Raw genomic sequence first — 18043 nt, forward strand, 5'->3', positions numbered from 1 at the left:
CGGGGCGGAGCAGCGGCGGGCAGCGCTGAGGCCGGAGGCCGGGCAGCGACGGGCAACGCCGAGGCCAAAGGCCGGGCAGCGACGGGCGGCACCGAGGCCGGGGGCCGGGCAGCCGTGGGCGGTGCCGAGGCGCGGGGCGGAGCAGCGGTGGGCGGTGCCGAGGTACGGGGCGGGGCAGGGACGGGGAGTGGGCACATTCCCGTCTTTCTGTATCACGCCGTCATGGACGATCCGCCCTCCTGGATCGCCGAGTTCACCGTCACCCCCAAGGAGTTCGCCGCGCATCTGGACGCGATCGCCGACAGCGGTCTGACGCCCGTCACGATCAGCGCCCTCGCCGACCACCTCGCGGGCCTGGCGCCCCTGCCGGCCAGGCCGGTGCTGCTCACCTTCGACGACGGCTTCGCCGACCTTCCGGGTCCCACGGCCGAGACCCTGGCCGAGCGGGCGATGCCGGCCACCGCCTATCTCACCACCGGCGCCATCACCCCGGGCGGCCGCAGTCTGCTGCCACCGGCCCCGATGATGACCCTGGACCGGGCGGCCGACTTGGAGAGCGCCGGCATGGAGATCGGCAGCCACACCGTCACCCACGCCCAGCTGGACACCCTGTCCACCAGGGACCTGGCCCACGAACTGCGCGATTCCAAGGCCGTCCTGGAGGACGCCCTCGGCCACCCGGTCCGCCACCTGGCCTACCCGCACGGCTACAACAGCGGCAAGGTGCGCTCGCTGTCGGCCCGCGCCGGGTACGAGACGGCGACCGCCGTGCGGCACGCGCTCAGCTCGGACCGCGACGAGCGGTACCGGATCGCCCGGCTCATCGTGCGGCAGAGTCACACGGTCGCCGACGTCCGGGCGTGGCTGGCGGGACGGGGCGCCCGGATCGCCCCCTACCGCGACGGCCCGAAGACCGTGGCGTGGCGGTGGTACCGGCGTGGCCGCGCCCTGGTCCGGGGCCCCGAGTTCGCGGGCTGACCGGCGCGGTCACTTCAGTGGCTGGTTGAGGTAGGGGTCGGCGGCCACCTTGCGCAGGCTGGCCCACGCCCGGTCGTTGGCCACCGCCAGATTGCAGTGCGGCCCCGGGTCGCGGTAGTTCCACTGGAGGGCGGCCTTGACCCCCTCCAGTCCCTTCAGCACCCGGGGCACCTGCGCGTACCAGTCGGCCTGCCGGTCCGGCCGGTCGGCGTCGAAGGCGCTGCCGAACTCCGAGAGCATCAGCGGCTTGTCGTCGGAGAGGTGGGTGCGGATCCAGTCGTGCGTGGCGTTCTGGGTCTGGGCGAAGGACAGCCATTCCGTCTTGTGGCAGCGGTAGTAGTTGTACTGGTTGTAGCCGATCCAGTCGACGTACTCGTCCCCCGGGTACATCTGCTTGAACAGGTCGGCATGGTCCAGGTAGCCGGTGATGATCCAGGTCCACACGACGTTGTCCACGCCCAGCTCGCGGAACCGGTCGTGGATGTGCCGGTAGGCCCGGACGTACTCGGCGGGCGTGCCGGCGTCGGGCGTGCGGGTGTCCATCTCCAGGTCGAAGGAGAGGAACACCTTCTTCCCGGTGCGCTCCCCGTACTCCTTCACGCGCTGCGCCTGGACGTCGATCACGGAGGCGTCCAGGTCGCCGTCGGCGATCTGCTTCCAGGTGGGCTGCTGCTTCTTCGTGCCGCCCCACCACTTGCTCTCCCAGGACAGCAGCAGCATGCGGTCCTCGCCGACGCGCTGTTCCTGCTCGGTCAGCAGCTGGCCCTCCAGCCGGGTGCCCTCGACCGCGGACATGTCGTGGTAGGTGTACACGATGTCGAGCCTGCGGCCCACGTTCTTCTCGTAGGCCCGGACCTTCTCGGCGAGGTTCGCCTTGTCGTGCGGGACGAAGGCGCCGAACCAGGCGCCGCAGGGCGGTTCGAGGAGTGCGGTCGGGCGGCATCCGGCGTCGGCCGCCGGTTCGTCCGGTCCGGACGCCTCGCGCAGGGCGAGCATGGCGAGCAGGGCCGCGCAGGTGGCCGTGGCGGACGTGACCAGCAGCCGGCGCCGCCGGCTCGGGGCCTTCGGCCTGCGGTGCTGCCCGGTGGTCGTGGAGTCGGCGGACGTACGGCGGAACGGATGACGGCGAAGAGAGTCGCTGCGAAACGGATTACGGCGGTCGGGGCGGGCGAACCTCACAGAGTGGAACCCTTCCGTGTCCTCGGCGCCGCCCCCGGCGCCGTCCTCGGCGTCGGGGAGGCGCGCAGGCGCGGGCAGAACCCGGCGAGCGTGGTCAGCAGCGTGAGCGTCAGCAGCACGCGCTCGCCGCTGAAGGCGTGCGCGGCGATCAGCACCGTCGAGACGAGCATCACGGCGCTCACGCTCAGGAAGACGGCCAGCATCAGCCGCTCCAGCAGATCGGACTGGCGCTCGAAGTCCGCGTCCCGGCGCTCGACGGGTCCTTCGGCGCGGCGCGCCCGCAGCGCGGGCCCGCAGATCCTGACCAGGGCGGCGCCCGGCCCGGCGGCCAGGAAGACGGCGACCGCCGCCCCGCGCAGCGGTGAACCGCCGGGCAGGGCGAGCGCGGCCAGGGCGAGCCAGCCGCCGAACGGGGGCAGCATGCGGATCACGAGGTCCTGAGGTGTCATGGCTGTGACTCGCTCCCCTTCTCAGCTCGCCGGCTTCAGGACGTACAGCACGCCGGCGCTGTTCTCCGCCACGCGCTCGAAGCGCGGCGATGTGGCGACGGACTCCCGGATGCGGTCCAGCTGGGCCTTGTCGAGCTGGCCGTTCATCTCCGAGTTGGCCACCTGGCCCTGGGTGAGCAGGAAGTAGGCCCGGGCCGGACGCTCCACGGCGGCCATGTCGCGGGCGAGCGTGGTGGCGGGGTTCCGCACGATCTCGTCGACGTGACGCCGGTCGTCGTCGAGGAACCAGTAGTGGTCGACGCGCCAGTACGAGTCGTAGGCGAGCGGATAGTTCCGGTTCGCGGCGACCACGAGGGAGCCGTCGGGCGCCTGGTCGAAGAGCTGCCGGACGAGGGCCACTTCCCGTTGCGGGAAGTAGTTGATGCGGTCCTTGCCGGAGTAGCTCGGCACGAACGCGAGCGTGCCGGCGACCAGCGCGAGCAGCGGCATCCACGCCCCGTACCGCAGCCGGGGCAGGGGGAGGCCGCGGCGCCGGGCGGTGCCGGCGCGCGCTCTCCCGTCCCTCTCCGCCGCGGCGGCGTCGGCGGCCAGCGTGCGCACCTTGGGCAGCAGCGCGGCCGCGGCGAAGAAGGCCGCGCCGGGCAGCATGAACATCAGGACCCGGAAGATCATCTCGCTGCCGTAGCTGCTCGCCACGAACATCGGCAGCGGGGCCGCCGCGATCAGCAGCAGCGGCAGCGCCCGGTGTCTGAGCACCCGCTGGCGCAGGACGCCCACCAGCGCCAGCAGCAGCACCGAGCCCGACAGCAGCCGGGCCGCCCAGGAGGTCGCCACCGCGCCGGTGCCGGTCGGGGTGGCCCCGTAGCCGGTCTCGACGTTGGCGCCGACGTCGCCGATGGAGCGGATCATGTCCGGCATGGCGGCGGACAGGAAGGGCAGCGCGGCCGTCAGGCACCAGGCCAGGAAGATGACGACCGCCGTGACCACCGGGACCCAGTCGCGGTAGCGGCGCGTGAGGCACAGCGCGAGCAGCGAGACGACCAGCATGCCGGGCGTCAGCTGGTGCGAGACGACGATGGCGGTGACCAGCACGGTGACCAGCACCGTCCACACGGCCTGCCCCTGCCGTCCGCGCCGCCCACCGGAACGGCCGTACCGGCGCAGCACGACCGCCAGGACGCCCACGTGCAGGGCGAACGCGACGGACTGGGGCGAGAAGTAGTCCTGGCCCACCCAGTTGGCGACGAAGAACAGCCATACGGCGGTCCAGATCAGTCGCCGGTCCTGGGTGAAGGTGCGGTAGATCAGCAGCAGCGGGAGCAGCAGCATCAGGCTGGAGACCAGCGGCCACCACGCCATGTACATCGCGGTGCTGTCCACGCCGAGCAGCCGCACCAGCGCGGCCTGGGCGGCGAAGAAGCCGGGCCACTGGTCGTACACGGCCATGTCGCCGAGCTGGTCCTCCGTCTGGAGTCCGCCGGACGTGAGCAGGTGGTCGATGACCGCGTCGTGCTTCCACGCCCAGGCGTACAGGGGGGTCGGGTAAAGCACGGCCTGGGTGGCGCGCTCCATCACCAGCAGTCCTAGGACGTACGCCAGCGACCAGCCGTTGCCGCGCCGCGGGTTGCGGACCGTGAACCAGAAGCCGGCGGTGAGCACGACCAGGCCGGCCCAGAAGGCGGGGTGGAGTGCGGTGACGAGTCCGTAGTCGTCGAGGGCCGAGACGTCGGTGTGCCGCATCGCGTAGGCCCACAGGGCGAGTGCGGCGAGCAGGGGCAGGGCCGGCCAGGCCGCGGCGACGCGCCCTGGCCAGGCGGCAGGGGAGAGGTCGGACAGATCGGTCACGGGCGGCTCGGCTGCGGAGCCGGGTGACTCCGGGGTAGGGGGGCGGCTGCGCGACGCGCCCGGCGGGGTCGGGGTGTGTGAGGCGCGGGGCGGGGTCGGGGTGCGGGAGGCGCGGGGCGGGTGCGGACTCCGGGCGGTCACGTCCTGGCCGGGCCGGACGGCCGCTTCCTCGCCGGGCCGCGCTGCCGGCTTCCGCGCGGGCACCAGGACCGACTCCTCTTCCTGGGACAGGAGGGAAGGCTCGCCGACGGGGTGTACGGGCACGTCACCGGCAGGCCGGCCGGACGTCTCGCCGGTGGGCCGGGCGGAAGCGTCGCGCGACGGGCGGGGGGACGCCTCGTCCGAGGTCCTGGTGGCGGACTCCTGCGAAGCGCGGGGTGGCCCGTCGAGACGGGTGGCGACGACCGCCGCTTCCTGACGGGCTCCGGCGCGCACGGCGGCGGGCTCGGGCTCAGGACCGTGCTCGTGCTCGCGCTCCGGCTCGCGCTCGGCCAGGGCTTCCTCTTCGGGTTCGCGTCCGGCTGAAGACTGGTGCGCGGCTTCGGATTCGCGTCCGGCCGAAGGCTCGTGCGTGGCTTCGGACTCGCCTCCGGCCGAAGATCCGTGCCCACGCCCGGACTCGTGCCTGGACTCCGGATCGTCGTCGGACCTCGGCTGCTGCCCCGGACCCGAATCGCGCCGGGACGCCTGCTCGTGGCCGGCCCCGGCCCCCGGCTCACTCCCCGCGTGGGTGTCGGAGGTTGCCCCGGCTCCGGGTGCCGGCGTTTCCGGCTCGGCCGGGGCTTCCGGCGTGGCGGAGGTCGGCGCGTCCGGGGCTTCCTGCCCGGGCACGGGCTCTGGTGCGGATCTCTCCCGTGGAGTTGCTGGCGGACGCACGACGATTCCCCCCTGGCGGTTCGGCTCTCTGCTTGATCAGTCCCTGGATCTGTCGTTCGATCTGGTGCGGTGCGGGGGCTCCGTCGGGAATGCCGGGCGGCGCAGTGACAGGAGCAGGACGACGAGGACGAGGAGCAGGAGGAGAGGCGGCGCGACCTGCGCGAGCGCCTGCCGCCAGACCCAGCCCCCCACCGCGGCGAGATACAGAACCCCCCAGCGCCCGGACCACGGCAGCCGTCCGCGCAGGTGCGCGAGCAGCAGCCACAGCGGTACGAGGCACAGCAACTGCAGGACGAGCGGCGCCCAGCGCAGCAGTGGCCCGGGCCCGTCGAGCCCCACCGCATCCGCGAGAAAACCGGCCGTCTCCGAGTACAACGCCCCATCGACCGGCTGCGGTTCCCGGCCGAGGGCGACGGGTGCCGCGTACAGGGCGAGTACGGCGGCGCCCAGCGCGGCGCCCGGCAGCCACGGGTCGGGACGGGTGCACAAGGTCACCGAGGCCACGAACACCACGAGCAGTACGGCCCCGGCGAGGAGCGCGGTCAGGGGCAGTCCCTCCAGCAGTTCCCGCCCGGTCAGCTCCGCCCCGGTCCCCGGGTCACCGCTCAGCCAGGGCAGTTCTCGCAACGCCGCCCAGAAGGCCACGGTGGCGGCGCCGAGCAGCGCCCACAGGGCGATCCTGAGCCGCCGCTCCGCGGTTTCGCTCTCGTCGCCGTCCTGGCGGTACGACTCGCCGCCCTCGTACCACCCGCCGAGCCCGTACGGCCCGGCACGGTCGTACGGCGCGGCCCGCTCATTCGCCTCGGCCCCTTCCCCCGCCTCCGCTCCGCTCGCCGACCGCTTCCGATCGTCGGGGCCGCCGGAGTCCCCCGGACCGCCCGGACCGCCCGGACCGCCCCGGTCCTCGGCGGCCGTGCCCGCACCCGCCTCCCCGCCGGAGTCGGGCTGCTGAGGCCGCACGATCACCGCGAGGGCGTCCGCCTCCAGGGCCTCCCGCTCGTACCCGGGACGCCCGATGAACAGGGTGACCGTGTCCTCCCGCGCCGCCTCGTCGGACTGGTCGCGCTCCTCGTAGGCCGCCCGGCGCGCCCAGTTCGTGCCGTACCCGGCGGTGGCGTTCAGGCGTGCCCAGCGCGTGCCGTACGCGGGGCTGCCGGGGCGCGGTTCGCGGTCGTCGCCGGGCCGCACGGTGCCGCCCGAGGCGTCGATGCCGCGCAGCGCGGCACGCAGGCCGGGGACGCAGCCGACGGCGACCACCGTCATGCTCAGCAGCACCGCCCAGCCGGCTCCCGCGATCCCGGCCGGGGTGAAGAGCACGGCCGCGCTGCCCAGTACGAGGGTGCACATGGCGCCCTGCACGGCGGCGAGCACGCCGGTACGCCCCTGTACGCGCAGTACGCCGATGTACAGCTCGACGACGATCCTCGGCAGCGCCCCGATGGCCAGCAGCCGCAGCACCGTGGAGCCGTGCTCGGCGTAGTCCGCGTCGAAGGGCGCGAGGATCTGCGGGGCGAAGACGACCAGGACCAGCACGACCGGCACCAGCAGCAGCGTCATGCGGCGCAGCGCCCCGCGGACGCCGTCGGCGAGGCGCCGGGGGTCGTGCGAGGCGTGGGCGGTGAGGGAGGAGGCCATGTTGATGGCCATGAACTCCATGGTGCCGCCGACGGTGTAGGCCACGTAGAAGTAGCCGTTCTCCGCGGCGGTGAAGCGGACCGCGACCATCACGGGCAGCAGGTTGATCATCGCCAGGCTGAACAGCGCGCCCAGTGAGTCACCGGCCAGGAAGCGGCCCATCTCCCGGAACCTGGGCGGCTCCACGTCACGGTCGGCGGCGGCCTGGCGCGGGATGAGTCTGCGGAAGATCAGCCAGCCGAGCGGCAGCGTGGAGAAGGCGATGGCCACGGCCCAGGACACGAAGATGCCGAGCACCGGCAGCGCGGAGGCGAAGACGGCCAGCAGGATGAGCTTCCCGACCGAGAACACGGCGTTCCCGGCCGGCACCCACTCGGCCTTGCGCAGCCCGGTCAGCACCCCGTCCTGGAGGGTGAGCAGCGCCCAGGCCACGCAGGCGGCGACGAACAGCGTCCCCGCCTCCAGGGTGCCGAGCGGCGCGTACGACGCCCCCCACAGGTCGAGCGTGAGCAGGAAGACCACGGCGGCGAGGGCGACGATCACCGAACTGGCCGCGTACGTGCGCCACACCAGCGTCCCGGTCGCACGGCCGGCGCGCGGCACGAAGCGGACGACGGCGCCGATCATCGTGGTCGCCGTGATGCTGGCGAGCAGCCGCATCGCGGCGATCGCGGCGGAGCCCTGGCCGACGGCCTCCTCCGAGTAGTAGCGGGCGGCCACGAGCCAGAAGCCCAGCCCGAGCACGGCGGAGACGCCGGTGCTGAGCATGAGGAAGTAGGCGTTCTTGAACAGCGAGTCGGCGCCTCGCCCGCTGTCGGGCAGCTTCGAGTCGCCGTCCGCCGGTGCCGCGGCGGCTTCGTGCACCCGGGTCTCAGCCACCGAACGGTCCCAGCCCTTCCGGTGCCTCGGCCGGCCGCACCCCGGACTCCTCCAGCGCCTCGACGACCGTCCGGGCGCGCAGCGGATCGACGGGCAGCGCGTGCCGCGCGAACCAGCGCGCTCCCTCGGGCGAGGGGGACGGGTCGGTGAAGTCCGCGCCCGCGTAGTCGTCGAGCGGCGGGTCGTAGAGGTAGCCGACGACGACGCCCCGGCGGGCCAGCGCCGCGATCGCCGCGTCCCGGTCCGCCACGAGCAGCGGCACCCGGAACAGGGGCTGGGCTCTGCCCGACGGCCGGACACCGTCTCCGGTCCGCCCGGCGGGACCCGCCCAGCGCGTCGACAGCAGCAGCTCCGTACCCGCCCGGCAGCGGGCCAGCACGTCGTCCAGCCGGTCGAGCCTGCGGCCGATGCGGGTGAGCCGGAACCGGCCGGAGCGCAGGCGGTAGTCGTGCATGTCGACGCGGACCCAGGGATCGTGCGCGTCGAGGCCGGGGGCCGCGGCGACCGCGCGGGCCAGCTCCTCGGGACGCAGCGGCATCCGGATCTCCTCGCGCTCCATCAGGCCCAGCAGCCGCATCGCGGCCCAGGCGGCCCGGCGCAGCCGCAGCCCGCGCACGGCGGCCTCCGCGTACGGCCGGACGGCATAGGCGACTTCGGCGGTCGTCCGGCGCGGCAGCAGCAGGTCGTCGCAGGCCTTCTCCAGCGCTTCCCGCAGGCCGGGGTCGGCCATCGAGAGGATTCCTCCTGCCTGGGCACCGACGTGCTTGGACAGGCTGAAAACGGAGGCGTCGCCCCAGGCGCCGACGGGTCGTCCGCCCACCTCGCTGCCGATGGCGTGCGCCGCGTCCTCGAAGAGCGGGATGCCCGACGCGTCACAGCGCGCGCGCAGTCCGGGCGCCGGGTCCGGGTTGCCGTACAGGTTGGTCGTCAGCACCGCGGACAGCGAGCCCCACACCTCCTCGGGCACGGCGTCGACGTCGATGGACGCGTCCAGCGGGTTCAACGGCGCCTGCACGGGCCGCAGTCCGGCCGCGAGCACGACGAAGAAGATGACGTCGTCGTTGACCGGCGACATGAGCACCCGGCCGCCCGGCGGGCACCAGTGACGCAGTGCCGCGTAGAGCCCGAACCGGCACGACGGTACGTACACGCATTCCCGGCCGAGTCGGCTGCGCATGGTCTCTTCGAGCCGCTCTCTCGGCTGCGAAACAGACCGCGCCGGACCCGGACCGGCCTCCCCTGTGGCCATCCGCCCCCCTGGTGTGCCATGGGAACGCCCCCTCCCCGAGACCTTCCGGCACCCGCCCAGAGTCACCCCGTTCGCACCGCTCCGTCAAGATTGCGGTCCGGCCTGTGGACAACTTCCCGTACACAAGCGGAAGCGGAGCGCCACGCCCCGGGCCGCCCGCGGGGCGGTCCGCGAGCCGCCCCACCGGTCACTTTCTCTCCGCCGGTACCGGCCCGGGCCGCCTGCCGCTCCGGGTCGCCGTTCGCGCGAACCCGCACCGGCCCGTCCCGTACGGACCTCTCCCGTACCTCTCCCGTGGCGCGCCGCCACCTCCCCGCGCTCTGCCCAAGACCGGCGCGTCACCCGTAACGTGTGGCCCGACCACGGAACACGTGGCGCACGGCGAGCACGAAAGCGAGGCAGCACCCGATGCCCCCCTTCGATGTCCCCGAGGGCGATCCCTTCGGCCCGCACAACCTTCCGTACGGCGTGTTCTCGATCCCCGGCACGCGGGAGCGGACGGTGGGCGTCCGGCTCGGCGACCACGTCCTGGACGCCGGCGCTGCGGCCCACGCGCTCGGATCGCCGTACGCCTCCCTGCTCGCGCGTCCGACGCTGAACCCGCTGCTCGCGGCCGGCCGCACCACCTGGTCGGACGTCCGGCGCGCGCTGACGGCCTGGGTGACCGTACCGGCCCACCGGGAGACCCTCGAACCCCTGTTCCACCCGCTGTCGTCGGTGACCCTGCACCTGCCCTTCGAGGTCGCGGACTACGTCGACTTCTACGCCTCCGAGAACCACGCCCGGAACGTCGGCCGGATGTTCCGCCCCGACGCCGCGGACTCCCTCACCCCGAACTGGAAGCACCTCCCGATCGGCTACCACGGCCGCTCCGGCACGGTCGTCGTGTCCGGCACGGACGTCGTACGGCCGTCCGGGCAGCGCAAGGCCCCGTCCGACCCCGCTCCCGTGTTCGGCCCGTCCGTGAAGCTCGACATCGAGGCCGAGGTCGGCTTCGTGGTGGGCACGCCGTCCGAGCAGGGCAAGCCGGTCGCGCTCGGCGACTTCCGCGAGCACGTCTTCGGGCTGTGCCTGCTCAACGACTGGTCCGCGCGGGACGTCCAGGCCTGGGAGTACGTCCCCCTCGGCCCGTTTCTCGGCAAGTCCTTCGCCACGTCCGTGTCGGCCTGGATCACGCCGCTGGACGCCCTGGAGGAGGCGCGGGTGGCGCCGCCGGAGCGGACCCACGAGCTGCTGCCGTACCTGGACGACGCCGACGAGGAACCCGGCGGCTACGACCTGCGGATCTCCGTCGCCGTCAACGGCCACACGGTCTCCGAGCCGCCCTTCTCCACCATGTACTGGACGGCCGCCCAGCAGTTGGCCCACATGACCGTCAACGGCGCCTCGCTGCGCACCGGCGACCTGTACGGCTCGGGCACGGTGAGCGGACCCGCCGAGAGGGAGCGCGGCTCCCTGCTGGAACTGACCTGGAACGGGCGCGACCCGCTGGAACTCCCCGACGGCAAGCGGACGTTCCTGGAGGACGGGGACGTGGTGACCCTGTCGGCCTGGGCGCCGGGGCCGGACGGCACCCGGGTGGGGCTGGGCGAGGTGACCGGGCGCGTGGTCGCCGGCTGACCTCCGCACGCCGGGATCCGATGCCCTCCGGCACCTGACTCACACCGCCCGTCGCCGTCATACTGGCGACGGGCGGTGTGCGCGTGGCATGTTCACCCTGCCGGACGACGCCGCACGACCGGAGCCGCATCACCACCGCCCCCCGCACCACCGACCGTCGCACCACCCAGCACCACCACGACCAGAGCCGCCCTTCCGACCAGGATCCGGAGCCCGTGGCATGACCGTCTGCCTGCTCCTGCTGTTCGTCGTCGCCGTGACCGCCGCCGTGCCGGTGCCGCGCGCGCTGACCCGGTCCGCGTGGCCCGAACGGGAGCCCGTGGTCGCGCTGTGGGTGTGGCAGTGCCTGGTCGCCACCGTCCTGCTCTGCTGTCTGACGGCCCTGGTCCTAGGCGCCGCCGCCGTCTTCGGCACCGTCCGCGCCCAGCTCTTCGCCCCTGCGCCGCCGGCGGTGACCGCCGCCTACGACCTCTCCTCGGGCCCGCCCTGGGCGGCCGCCGTCACGCTGCTGCTGGCCTGCGGCGCGGCCTGGACGACCGCCATGCTCGCCCGCGAGCTCGTCGAGGCTCGCCGGCGCCGTGCCCAGGCCCGCGCGCACCTGCGCGAACGCGCCCCCGACCTGCCGGCCGGCCTCGGCGCGGACCGTGGCCCCCTGCTGGTCCTGGAGGACGAATATCCGGACGCCTGGTGGATGCCCGGCAGCCCCCCGCAGCTCATCGTCACCACCGGCGCCCTGCACCGCCTGACGGACCATCAGCTCGACGCCGTCCTCACCCACGAGCGCGGCCACGCCCGGGCCCGACACGACTGGCTGCTCCATCTGTCCACGGCGCTGGCCACCGGCTTCCCGCGGATCCCGCTGTTCGCCCACTTCTGCGACCAGACCCACCGCCTGGTGGAACTCGCCGCCGACGACACCGCCTCCCGCCGCTGCGGCCACCTGACCACCGCCCTGGCCCTGATCGAGCTGAACCAGCACCGCGGCGTCCTGTCCTGCGCCTCCAGCCACCGCCTCCTCGGCGAACGCGTCGACCGCCTCCTGGAGCCCCCGCCCCGCCTGGACCGCCGCCACAGGGCCCTGACGACGGCAACGGCCGCCCTGGTGCCGCTCCTGCCCCTGCTGATCACGTTCGCCCCGGGGCTGACGGCCCTCTCGTAAACCGCCGGCGCCCCTGTGCCTGCGGCTGACGCGCCGCCTATATCCAGTCCTCCGGCTCGGGCTCGGTCTCGGGCCACTCGTCCGAGTCCGGACCGGCACCGCTCACCGGTGCCGGGGCCGTGGTCGGGGTGGGGGCCGGAGCTGTCTCGTCGGCCGGTGCGCCCAGCCCGGCCAGCACCGCCAGCACGCCCTCCCCGTATGTCGCCAGCTTCTTCTCGCCGACGCCGCTGATGCCGCCGAGCTGCCCGATCGACGTGGGCCACGCGGTGGCGATCTCCCGGAGCGTGGCGTCGTGGAAGATGACGTAGGCGGGCACGCCCTGTTCGCGGGCCTGCTCCGCACGCCAGGCGCGCAGCGCCTCGAAGGCGGGAAGCAGCTCCTCGGGCAGCTCGGCCGCTGCGGCCTTGGCCTTGCGGTCCCCACGGTCTGCCGTCGTCCGCGCGGCGGCCGGCTTCTTGGGCTCCTTGCGCAGCGGCACCTCCCGCTCGCGCCGCAGCACCGACCCGCTGGCCTCGGTCAGCACCAGCGTGCCGTACTCCCCCTCGACCGCGAGCAGGCCCTGGGCGAGCAGCTGTCGTGCGACGCCCCGCCACTCGCCCTCGGTCAGCTCCTCGCCGATGCCGAACACGGAGAGCTGGTCGTGGTCGAACTGGATCACCTTGGCGGTGCGCTTCCCCAGCAGGATGTCGATGATCTGCCCGGCACCGAACTTCTGCCCGCGCTCCCGCTTCAGCCGCACCACCGTCGACAGCACCTTCTGTGCCGCGATCGTGCCGTCCCAGGTCTCCGGCGGGGTGAGACAGGTGTCGCAGTTGCCACAGCCCGCCGGGTCCGCGTCCTGCCCGAAGTAGGCGAGGAGCTGGCCGCGGCGGCACTGGGCCGTCTCGCACAGGGCGAGCATCGCGTCCAGGTGGGACTGGGCCCGCCGGCGGAACGCCTCGTCCCCCTCGCCGGACTGGATCAGCTTGCGCTGCTGTATGACGTCGTTGAGCCCGTACGCCATCCAGGCCGTCGAGGGGAGCCCGTCCCGGCCCGCGCGGCCGGTCTCCTGGTAGTAGCCCTCGACCGACTTGGGCAGGTCCAGGTGGGCGACGAACCGCACGTCCGGCTTGTCGATGCCCATGCCGAAGGCGATGGTCGCCACGACCGCCAGGCCGTCCTCCCGCAGGAAGCGTGCCTGGTGCGCCGCTCGGGTGCCCGCGTCCAGGCCCGCGTGGTACGGCACCGCCTCGATGCCGTTGCGCGACAGGAACTCGGCGGTCTTCTCGACGGAGTTGCGCGAGAGGCAGTAGACGATGCCCGCGTCCCCCGCGTGCTCCTCGCGCAGGAAGCTCAGCAGCTGCTTCTTGGGGTCCGTCTTCGGCACGATCCGGTACTGGATGTTGGGCCGGTCGAAGCTGGCCACGAAGTGCCGAGCCGTCGGCATGTTCAGCCGCTCGGTGATCTCCCGGTGCGTGGCGTGCGTGGCCGTCGCCGTGAGCGCGATCCGCGGCACGTCCGGCCAGCGCTCGCCGAGCAGCGACAGGGCCAGGTAGTCGGGCCGGAAGTCGTGGCCCCACTGGGAGACGCAGTGCGCCTCGTCGATCGCGAAGACCGAGATCTTGCCGCGTGAGAGCAGGTCGAGGGTGGTCTCCAGCCGCAGCCGCTCCGGCGCCAGGTACAGCAGGTCCAGCTCGCCGGCGAGGAACTCGGCCTCCACCACGCGCCGCTCGTCGAAGTCCTGCGTGGAGTTCATGAATCCCGCACGCACACCGAGGGCCCGCAGCGCGTCCACCTGGTCCTGCATCAGTGCGATGAGCGGTGAGATCACGATGCCCGTGCCGGGCCGGACCAGGGCCGGGATCTGGTAGCACAGCGACTTTCCGCCGCCGGTCGGCATGAGCACGACGGCGTCGCCGCCCGCCACCACGTGCTCGACGACCGCTTCCTGTTCGCCGCGGAAGGCCTCGAACCCGAAGACCCGGCGCAGCGTGGCCAGCACCTCACTGTCCGTGCCGCCGTCCGTGCTGCCCGTGTCCTTCGTCCCTGCCATCTCGCCGATCACGCCCGTCCCGCCCATCGTCCCGTCCCCCGTACGTCCTGCCTCGCCCGTCCTGGTCCGTCCTGTCCCGACCACTGCCTCCACGATAGGGGCCCGCACCGACAGCCCCGGAGTTATCCACAGGCGCCCTGCCGTCCCCCGCGTCAAGGACACGAATGTCGTTCACACGTTCGCGGGAGACCCGCCCGTTTCCGGCGGATAGTCTGTTTGCACCCGCGAGACTCCGTCCCATGGGAGCACTGATGAGCGGCGCACCGAAGGCGTCAACGCCCGCCTGGCCGATCCCCCCTGAGGGCGGCTGGACCGCAGACGACCTGGATCGGCTTCCGAATCTGCCTCCGCACACGGAACTGATCGACGGGAGTCTCGTCTTCGTGAGTCCGCAGACCCTTTTCCACTCACGCGCTGTCGACTACTTCAATTGGCAGCTTCAGTCCCTCGCGCCCGCGGAGTTCGAGGTCATCCGTGAGTTCACGATCGACATCGACCGGCAGAACCGGCCCGAACCGGACGTGATCGTCGTACGCGGCGACGTGGTCGACGACCCGGAGCAGACCCGCTACCCCGCCGAGGCCGTCACCCTGGCCATCGAGGTCGTCTCCGCCGACTCCGTCTCCCGCGACCGCGAGACCAAGCCCCTGAAGTACGCCCGGGCCGGCATCGCCCACTACTGGCGGGTGGAGAACGAGAAGGGCCTCGCGGCCGTCCACGCCTTCGAGCTGGAGCCCACCACCGGCGCCTACACCAGCGTGGGCATCTTCCGCGAGCGCATGAAGGTCAGCGCCCCCTTCCCGATGGACCTGGACCTGACCGCCATCAAGGCGCGTCGCAGCGGCGAGTAGGCCGGGCATACGGCGGCGGCCCGGCACCCCCCGAGGGTGCCGGGCCGCCGCCGTACCGGTGAGGGCATCGTCAGCGCACGAACACCCCCGCCTGCCCCGCGAGGTCCAGGAAGTACTGCGGCGCCACACCGAGCACCACCGTGACCGCGACGCCGATACCGATCGCCGTCATGGTCAGCGGTGAGGGAACGGCGACGGTCGGCCCCTCGGGCCGCGGCTCGCTGAAGAACATCAGCACGATCACGCGGATGTAGAAGAACGCCGCGACCGCCGACGAGATCACACCGATCACGACCAGCGGCGCCGCGCCGCCCTCCGCCGCCGCCTTGAACACGGCGAACTTGCCGGCGAAACCAGAGGTCAGCGGAATGCCCGCGAAGGCCAGCAGGAACACCGCGAACACGGCCGCCACCAGAGGCGACCTGCGCCCGAGCCCGGCCCACTTCGACAGGTGCGTCGCCTCGCCCCCCGCGTCGCGCACCAGCGTCACCACCGCGAACGCCCCGATGGTCACGAACGAGTACGCGGCCAGGTAGAAGAGGACGGAGGAGATGCCGTCCGGCGACGTCGCGATGACGCCCGCGAGGATGAAGCCCGCGTGCGCGATCGACGAGTACGCCAGCAGCCGCTTGATGTCGGTCTGCGTGATCGCGACGATCGCGCCGCCCAGCATGGTGACGATCGCCACGCCCCACATCACCGGCCGCCAGTCCCAGCGCAGGCCCGGCAGCACCACGTACAGGATCCGCAGCAGCGCGCCGAAGGCCGCGACCTTGGTCGCCGCCGCCATGAACCCGGTCACCGGCGTCGGGGCGCCCTGGTACACGTCCGGCGTCCACATGTGGAACGGCACCGCGCCCACCTTGAACAGCAGGCCCATGACGATCAGCGCGGCCCCGACGAGCAGCAGCGCGTCGTTGCCCATGGTGTCGGCGAGCGCCGGAGTGACGTTCTGGACGGTCCCGTCGACGACCTGCGCGATCGTGCCGTACGACATCGACCCCGCGTAGCCGTACAGCAGGGCGATGCCGAACAGCGTGAACGCGGAGGCGAACGCACCGAGCAGGAAGTACTTGACCGCGGCCTCCTGCGACATCAGCCGCTTGCGGCGGGCCAGCGCACACAGCAGGTACAGCGGGAGGGAGAAGACCTCCAGCGCCACGAAGAGCGTCAGCAGGTCGTTGGCCGCCGGGAAGATCAGCATGCCGGCGACCGCGAAGAGCAGCAGCGGGAACACCTCCGTGGTGGTGAACCCGGCCTTCACCGCCTTCTGCTCGCTCTCGCTGCCCGGCACGGAAGCGGCCTGTGCGGCGAAGGAGTCGACCCGGTTGCCGTGCGCCGCGGGGTCGAGCCGCCGCTCGGCGAAGGTGAACAGGCCGACGAGTGCCGCCAGCAGGATCGTGCCCTGGAGGAACAGGGCCGGTCCGTCGACGGCGATGGCGCCCATGGCCGCGATGCCCGCCTTTGTGGTGCCGTATCCGTCGGCCGCCAGCGCGACGACCGCGGCGAAGGCGGCGACGAGGGCGACGACGGAGACGAACGTCTGCGCGTAATAGCGTGACCTGCGCGGGACGAACGCCTCGATCAACACCCCGACGATCGCCGCGCCGACCACGATCAGGGTGGGCGCCAGCTGGCCGTACTCGATCTTCGGCGCGTCGATCTTCGAGATCGGATCGGCCGCCGTTGTCCACAGGCTGTGGACGGCTGTTGCACTCACTTGGCCGCCTCCACCTCGGGCCGGGGGTCCTGCTTCTGTACGTCGGACATGGTCTGCTTCACCGCCGGGTTGACGATGTCCGTGACGGGCTTCGGATAGACGCCCAGGAAGATCAGCAACACCACCAGCGGGGCGACCACCACCAGCTCGCGCACCCGCAGGTCGGGCATCGCGGACACCTCCGGCTTCACCGGACCCGTCATCGTCCGCTGGTACAGGACGAGGGTGTAGAGCGCGGCGAGGACGATGCCGAACGTGGCGATGATGCCGATCACCGGGTACCGCGTGAACGTGCCGACCAGGACCAGGAACTCACTGACGAACGGAGCCAGTCCCGGCAGGGACAGGGTCGCCAGACCACCGATCAGAAAGGTGCCGGCGAGCACCGGGGCGACCTTCTGCACACCGCCGTAGTCGGCGATGAGCCGCGAACCGCGCCGCGAGATCAGGAAGCCCGCCACCAGCATCAGCGCGGCGGTCGAGATCCCGTGGTTGACCATGTACAGCGTCGCGCCGGACTGGCCCTGGCTGGTCATCGCGAAGATGCCCATGATGATGAAGCCGAAGTGGGAGATCGACGCGTAGGCGATCAGCCGCTTGATGTCGCGCTGACCGACCGCGAGCAGCGCCCCGTAGATGATGCTGATGAGCGCCAGGACGAGGATGACGGGCGTCGCCCACTTGCTCGCCTCCGGGAACAGCTGGAGGCAGAAGCGGAGCATCGCGAACGTGCCCACCTTGTCGACGACCGCCGTGATGAGCACGGCGACCGGCGCCGTGGATTCCTGCATGGCGTTGGGCAGCCAGGTGTGCAGCGGCCACAGCGGCGCCTTCACCGCGAAGGCGAAGAAGAAGCCGAGGAACAGCCACCGCTCGGTGCTGGTCGCCATGTTCAGCTCGCCGCTCGCCCGGGCCTCGGCGATCTCGGTGAGGGAGAAGTTCCCGGCGACCACGTACAGCCCGATCACCGCGGCCAGCATGATCAGTCCGCCGGCCAGGTTGTAGAGGAGGAACTTCACCGCCGCGTAGGACCGCTGGGTGGCGGCCGCCTTCTCGCCGTGCTCGTGGGCCCGGTCCCCGAAGCCGCCGATGAGGAAGTACATCGGGATCAGCATGGCTTCGAAGAAGATGTAGAAGAGGAAGACGTCGGTGGCCTCGAAGGAGATGATCACCATCGCCTCGACGGCCAGGATCAGGGCGAAGAAGCCCTGCGTCGGCCGCCACCGGCTGCTGCCGGTCTCCAGCGGGTCGGCGTCGTGCCAGCCCGCGAGGACGATGAACGGGATCAGTACGGCGGTCAGGGCGATCAGCGCCACCGCGATGCCGTCCACGCCCAGCTCGTAGCGGACGCCGAAGTCCGCGATCCAGGAGTGGGACTCGGTGAGCTGGTAGCGGTCGCCGTCGGGATCGAAGCGGACCAGGACCGTGATCGCCAGCGCGAGCGTCGCCAGCGAGAACAGCAGCGCCAGCCACTTGGCCACGGTGCGCTTCGCGGCCGGCACGGCGGCCGTGGCGATGGCCCCGACGGCCGGGAGCACCGCCGTCGCTGTCAGCAGGGGAAAGGACATCGG

Annotated in this window: 14 protein-coding genes; 5 read left to right on the top strand and 9 right to left on the bottom strand. The window is 72.5% G+C overall.

The features are described from left to right. The coding region (locus tag H0H10_RS40290) for a hypothetical protein (protein WP_223180780.1) at positions 1–195 on the bottom strand (195 nt) is incomplete at its 3' end. Positions 196–222: 27 nt separating this feature from the next. Between H0H10_RS40290 and H0H10_RS32410 the strand changes: the two genes are divergently transcribed. Further along, positions 223–978, top strand: coding sequence for a polysaccharide deacetylase family protein (locus H0H10_RS32410; RefSeq protein ID WP_188184741.1), 756 nt, complete (start codon positions 223–225; stop codon positions 976–978). 9 nt (positions 979–987) lie between these two features. Here H0H10_RS32410 and H0H10_RS32415 read toward each other — a convergent pair whose 3' ends face one another. From H0H10_RS32415 to H0H10_RS32425, 3 genes are read right to left on the bottom strand one after another with little or no spacing between them, the layout of a single operon-like run. Then, positions 988–2157 carry a glycosyl hydrolase gene (locus H0H10_RS32415; RefSeq protein WP_188184742.1) on the bottom strand — a complete coding sequence of 390 codons (1170 nt, stop codon included), beginning with the start codon at positions 2155–2157 and terminating at the stop codon, positions 988–990. Then, a complete protein-coding gene (locus H0H10_RS32420) occupies positions 2154–2606 on the bottom strand; it encodes a hypothetical protein (RefSeq protein ID WP_188184743.1) in 453 nt (150 codons plus the stop codon). The genes H0H10_RS32415 and H0H10_RS32420 overlap by 4 nt, the downstream gene beginning before the upstream one ends. A 21-nt stretch (positions 2607–2627) precedes the next feature. Next, a complete protein-coding gene (locus tag H0H10_RS32425; RefSeq protein WP_188184744.1) occupies positions 2628–4451 on the bottom strand; it encodes a glycosyltransferase in 1824 nt (607 codons plus the stop codon). A gap of 120 nt (positions 4452–4571) precedes the next feature. Between H0H10_RS32425 and H0H10_RS32430 the strand changes: the two genes are divergently transcribed. After that, a complete protein-coding gene (locus H0H10_RS32430; RefSeq protein WP_188184745.1) occupies positions 4572–4976 on the top strand; it encodes a hypothetical protein in 405 nt (134 codons plus the stop codon). 387 nt (positions 4977–5363) lie between these two features. On the opposite strand, the gene H0H10_RS32435 is transcribed toward H0H10_RS32430, so the two are convergent. Together H0H10_RS32435 and H0H10_RS32440 are read right to left on the bottom strand one after the other, a co-directional pair. Then, positions 5364–7841: a lipopolysaccharide biosynthesis protein gene (locus H0H10_RS32435; protein ID WP_188184746.1), complete on the bottom strand. Its 2478-nt coding sequence runs from the start codon at positions 7839–7841 to the stop codon at positions 5364–5366. Beyond that, positions 7834–9090, bottom strand: a complete 1257-nt coding sequence (locus H0H10_RS32440; protein ID WP_188184747.1) for a DegT/DnrJ/EryC1/StrS family aminotransferase — start codon at positions 9088–9090, stop codon at positions 7834–7836. Before H0H10_RS32440 ends, H0H10_RS32435 begins: the two co-directional genes overlap by 8 nt. Positions 9091–9498: 408 nt before the next feature. Here H0H10_RS32440 and fahA point away from each other — a divergent pair, with 408 nt between their 5' ends. Both fahA and H0H10_RS32450 read left to right on the top strand, forming a co-directional pair. Next, the gene (gene fahA, locus H0H10_RS32445) at positions 9499–10710 is read left to right on the top strand and encodes a fumarylacetoacetase (RefSeq protein WP_188184748.1); all 1212 of its coding nucleotides are present in this window, start codon (positions 9499–9501) and stop codon (positions 10708–10710) included. 220 nt (positions 10711–10930) lie between these two features. Beyond that, positions 10931–11869: a M56 family metallopeptidase gene (locus tag H0H10_RS32450; RefSeq protein WP_188184749.1), complete on the top strand. Its 939-nt coding sequence runs from the start codon at positions 10931–10933 to the stop codon at positions 11867–11869. A 37-nt stretch (positions 11870–11906) separates the two neighbouring features. Here the strand turns inward: H0H10_RS32450 and recQ are convergent, their stop codons facing one another. Further along, positions 11907–13928, bottom strand: a complete 2022-nt coding sequence (gene recQ, locus H0H10_RS32455; protein ID WP_188184750.1) for a DNA helicase RecQ — start codon at positions 13926–13928, stop codon at positions 11907–11909. Between the two features lie 224 nt (positions 13929–14152). Here recQ and H0H10_RS32460 point away from each other — a divergent pair, with 224 nt between their 5' ends. Then, positions 14153–14752 (top strand): Uma2 family endonuclease, encoded by a 600-nt coding sequence (locus H0H10_RS32460; RefSeq protein WP_188184828.1) that lies wholly within the window; start codon positions 14153–14155, stop codon positions 14750–14752. A 70-nt stretch (positions 14753–14822) separates the two neighbouring features. Here H0H10_RS32460 and nuoN read toward each other — a convergent pair whose 3' ends face one another. Then, positions 14823–16472: an NADH-quinone oxidoreductase subunit NuoN gene (nuoN, locus tag H0H10_RS32465; RefSeq protein WP_188184751.1), complete on the bottom strand. Its 1650-nt coding sequence runs from the start codon at positions 16470–16472 to the stop codon at positions 14823–14825. Continuing rightward, complete coding sequence (locus H0H10_RS32470; RefSeq protein WP_188184752.1) at positions 16469–18040, bottom strand: NADH-quinone oxidoreductase subunit M; 1572 nt, start codon at positions 18038–18040, stop codon at positions 16469–16471. Before H0H10_RS32470 ends, nuoN begins: the two co-directional genes overlap by 4 nt. Positions 18041–18043: the final 3 nt, after the last annotated feature.

It is taken from the genome of Streptomyces griseicoloratus, assembly GCF_014534645.1.
GTDB lineage: Bacteria > Actinomycetota > Actinomycetes > Streptomycetales > Streptomycetaceae > Streptomyces > Streptomyces griseicoloratus.

Coding starts and splice junctions, on each gene's coding strand:
- H0H10_RS32460 (WP_188184828.1), top strand. CDS start 14,153: ATGAGCGGCGCACCGAAGGCGTCAACGCCCGCCTGGCCGATCCCCCCT.
- H0H10_RS32450 (WP_188184749.1), top strand. CDS start 10,931: ATGACCGTCTGCCTGCTCCTGCTGTTCGTCGTCGCCGTGACCGCCGCC.
- H0H10_RS32420 (WP_188184743.1), bottom strand. CDS start 2,606: ATGACACCTCAGGACCTCGTGATCCGCATGCTGCCCCCGTTCGGCGGC.
- H0H10_RS32440 (WP_188184747.1), bottom strand. CDS start 9,090: ATGGCCACAGGGGAGGCCGGTCCGGGTCCGGCGCGGTCTGTTTCGCAG.
- H0H10_RS32470 (WP_188184752.1), bottom strand. CDS start 18,040: ATGTCCTTTCCCCTGCTGACAGCGACGGCGGTGCTCCCGGCCGTCGGG.
- H0H10_RS32410 (WP_188184741.1), top strand. CDS start 223: ATGGACGATCCGCCCTCCTGGATCGCCGAGTTCACCGTCACCCCCAAG.
- recQ (WP_188184750.1), bottom strand. CDS start 13,928: ATGGGCGGGACGGGCGTGATCGGCGAGATGGCAGGGACGAAGGACACG.
- fahA (WP_188184748.1), top strand. CDS start 9,499: ATGCCCCCCTTCGATGTCCCCGAGGGCGATCCCTTCGGCCCGCACAAC.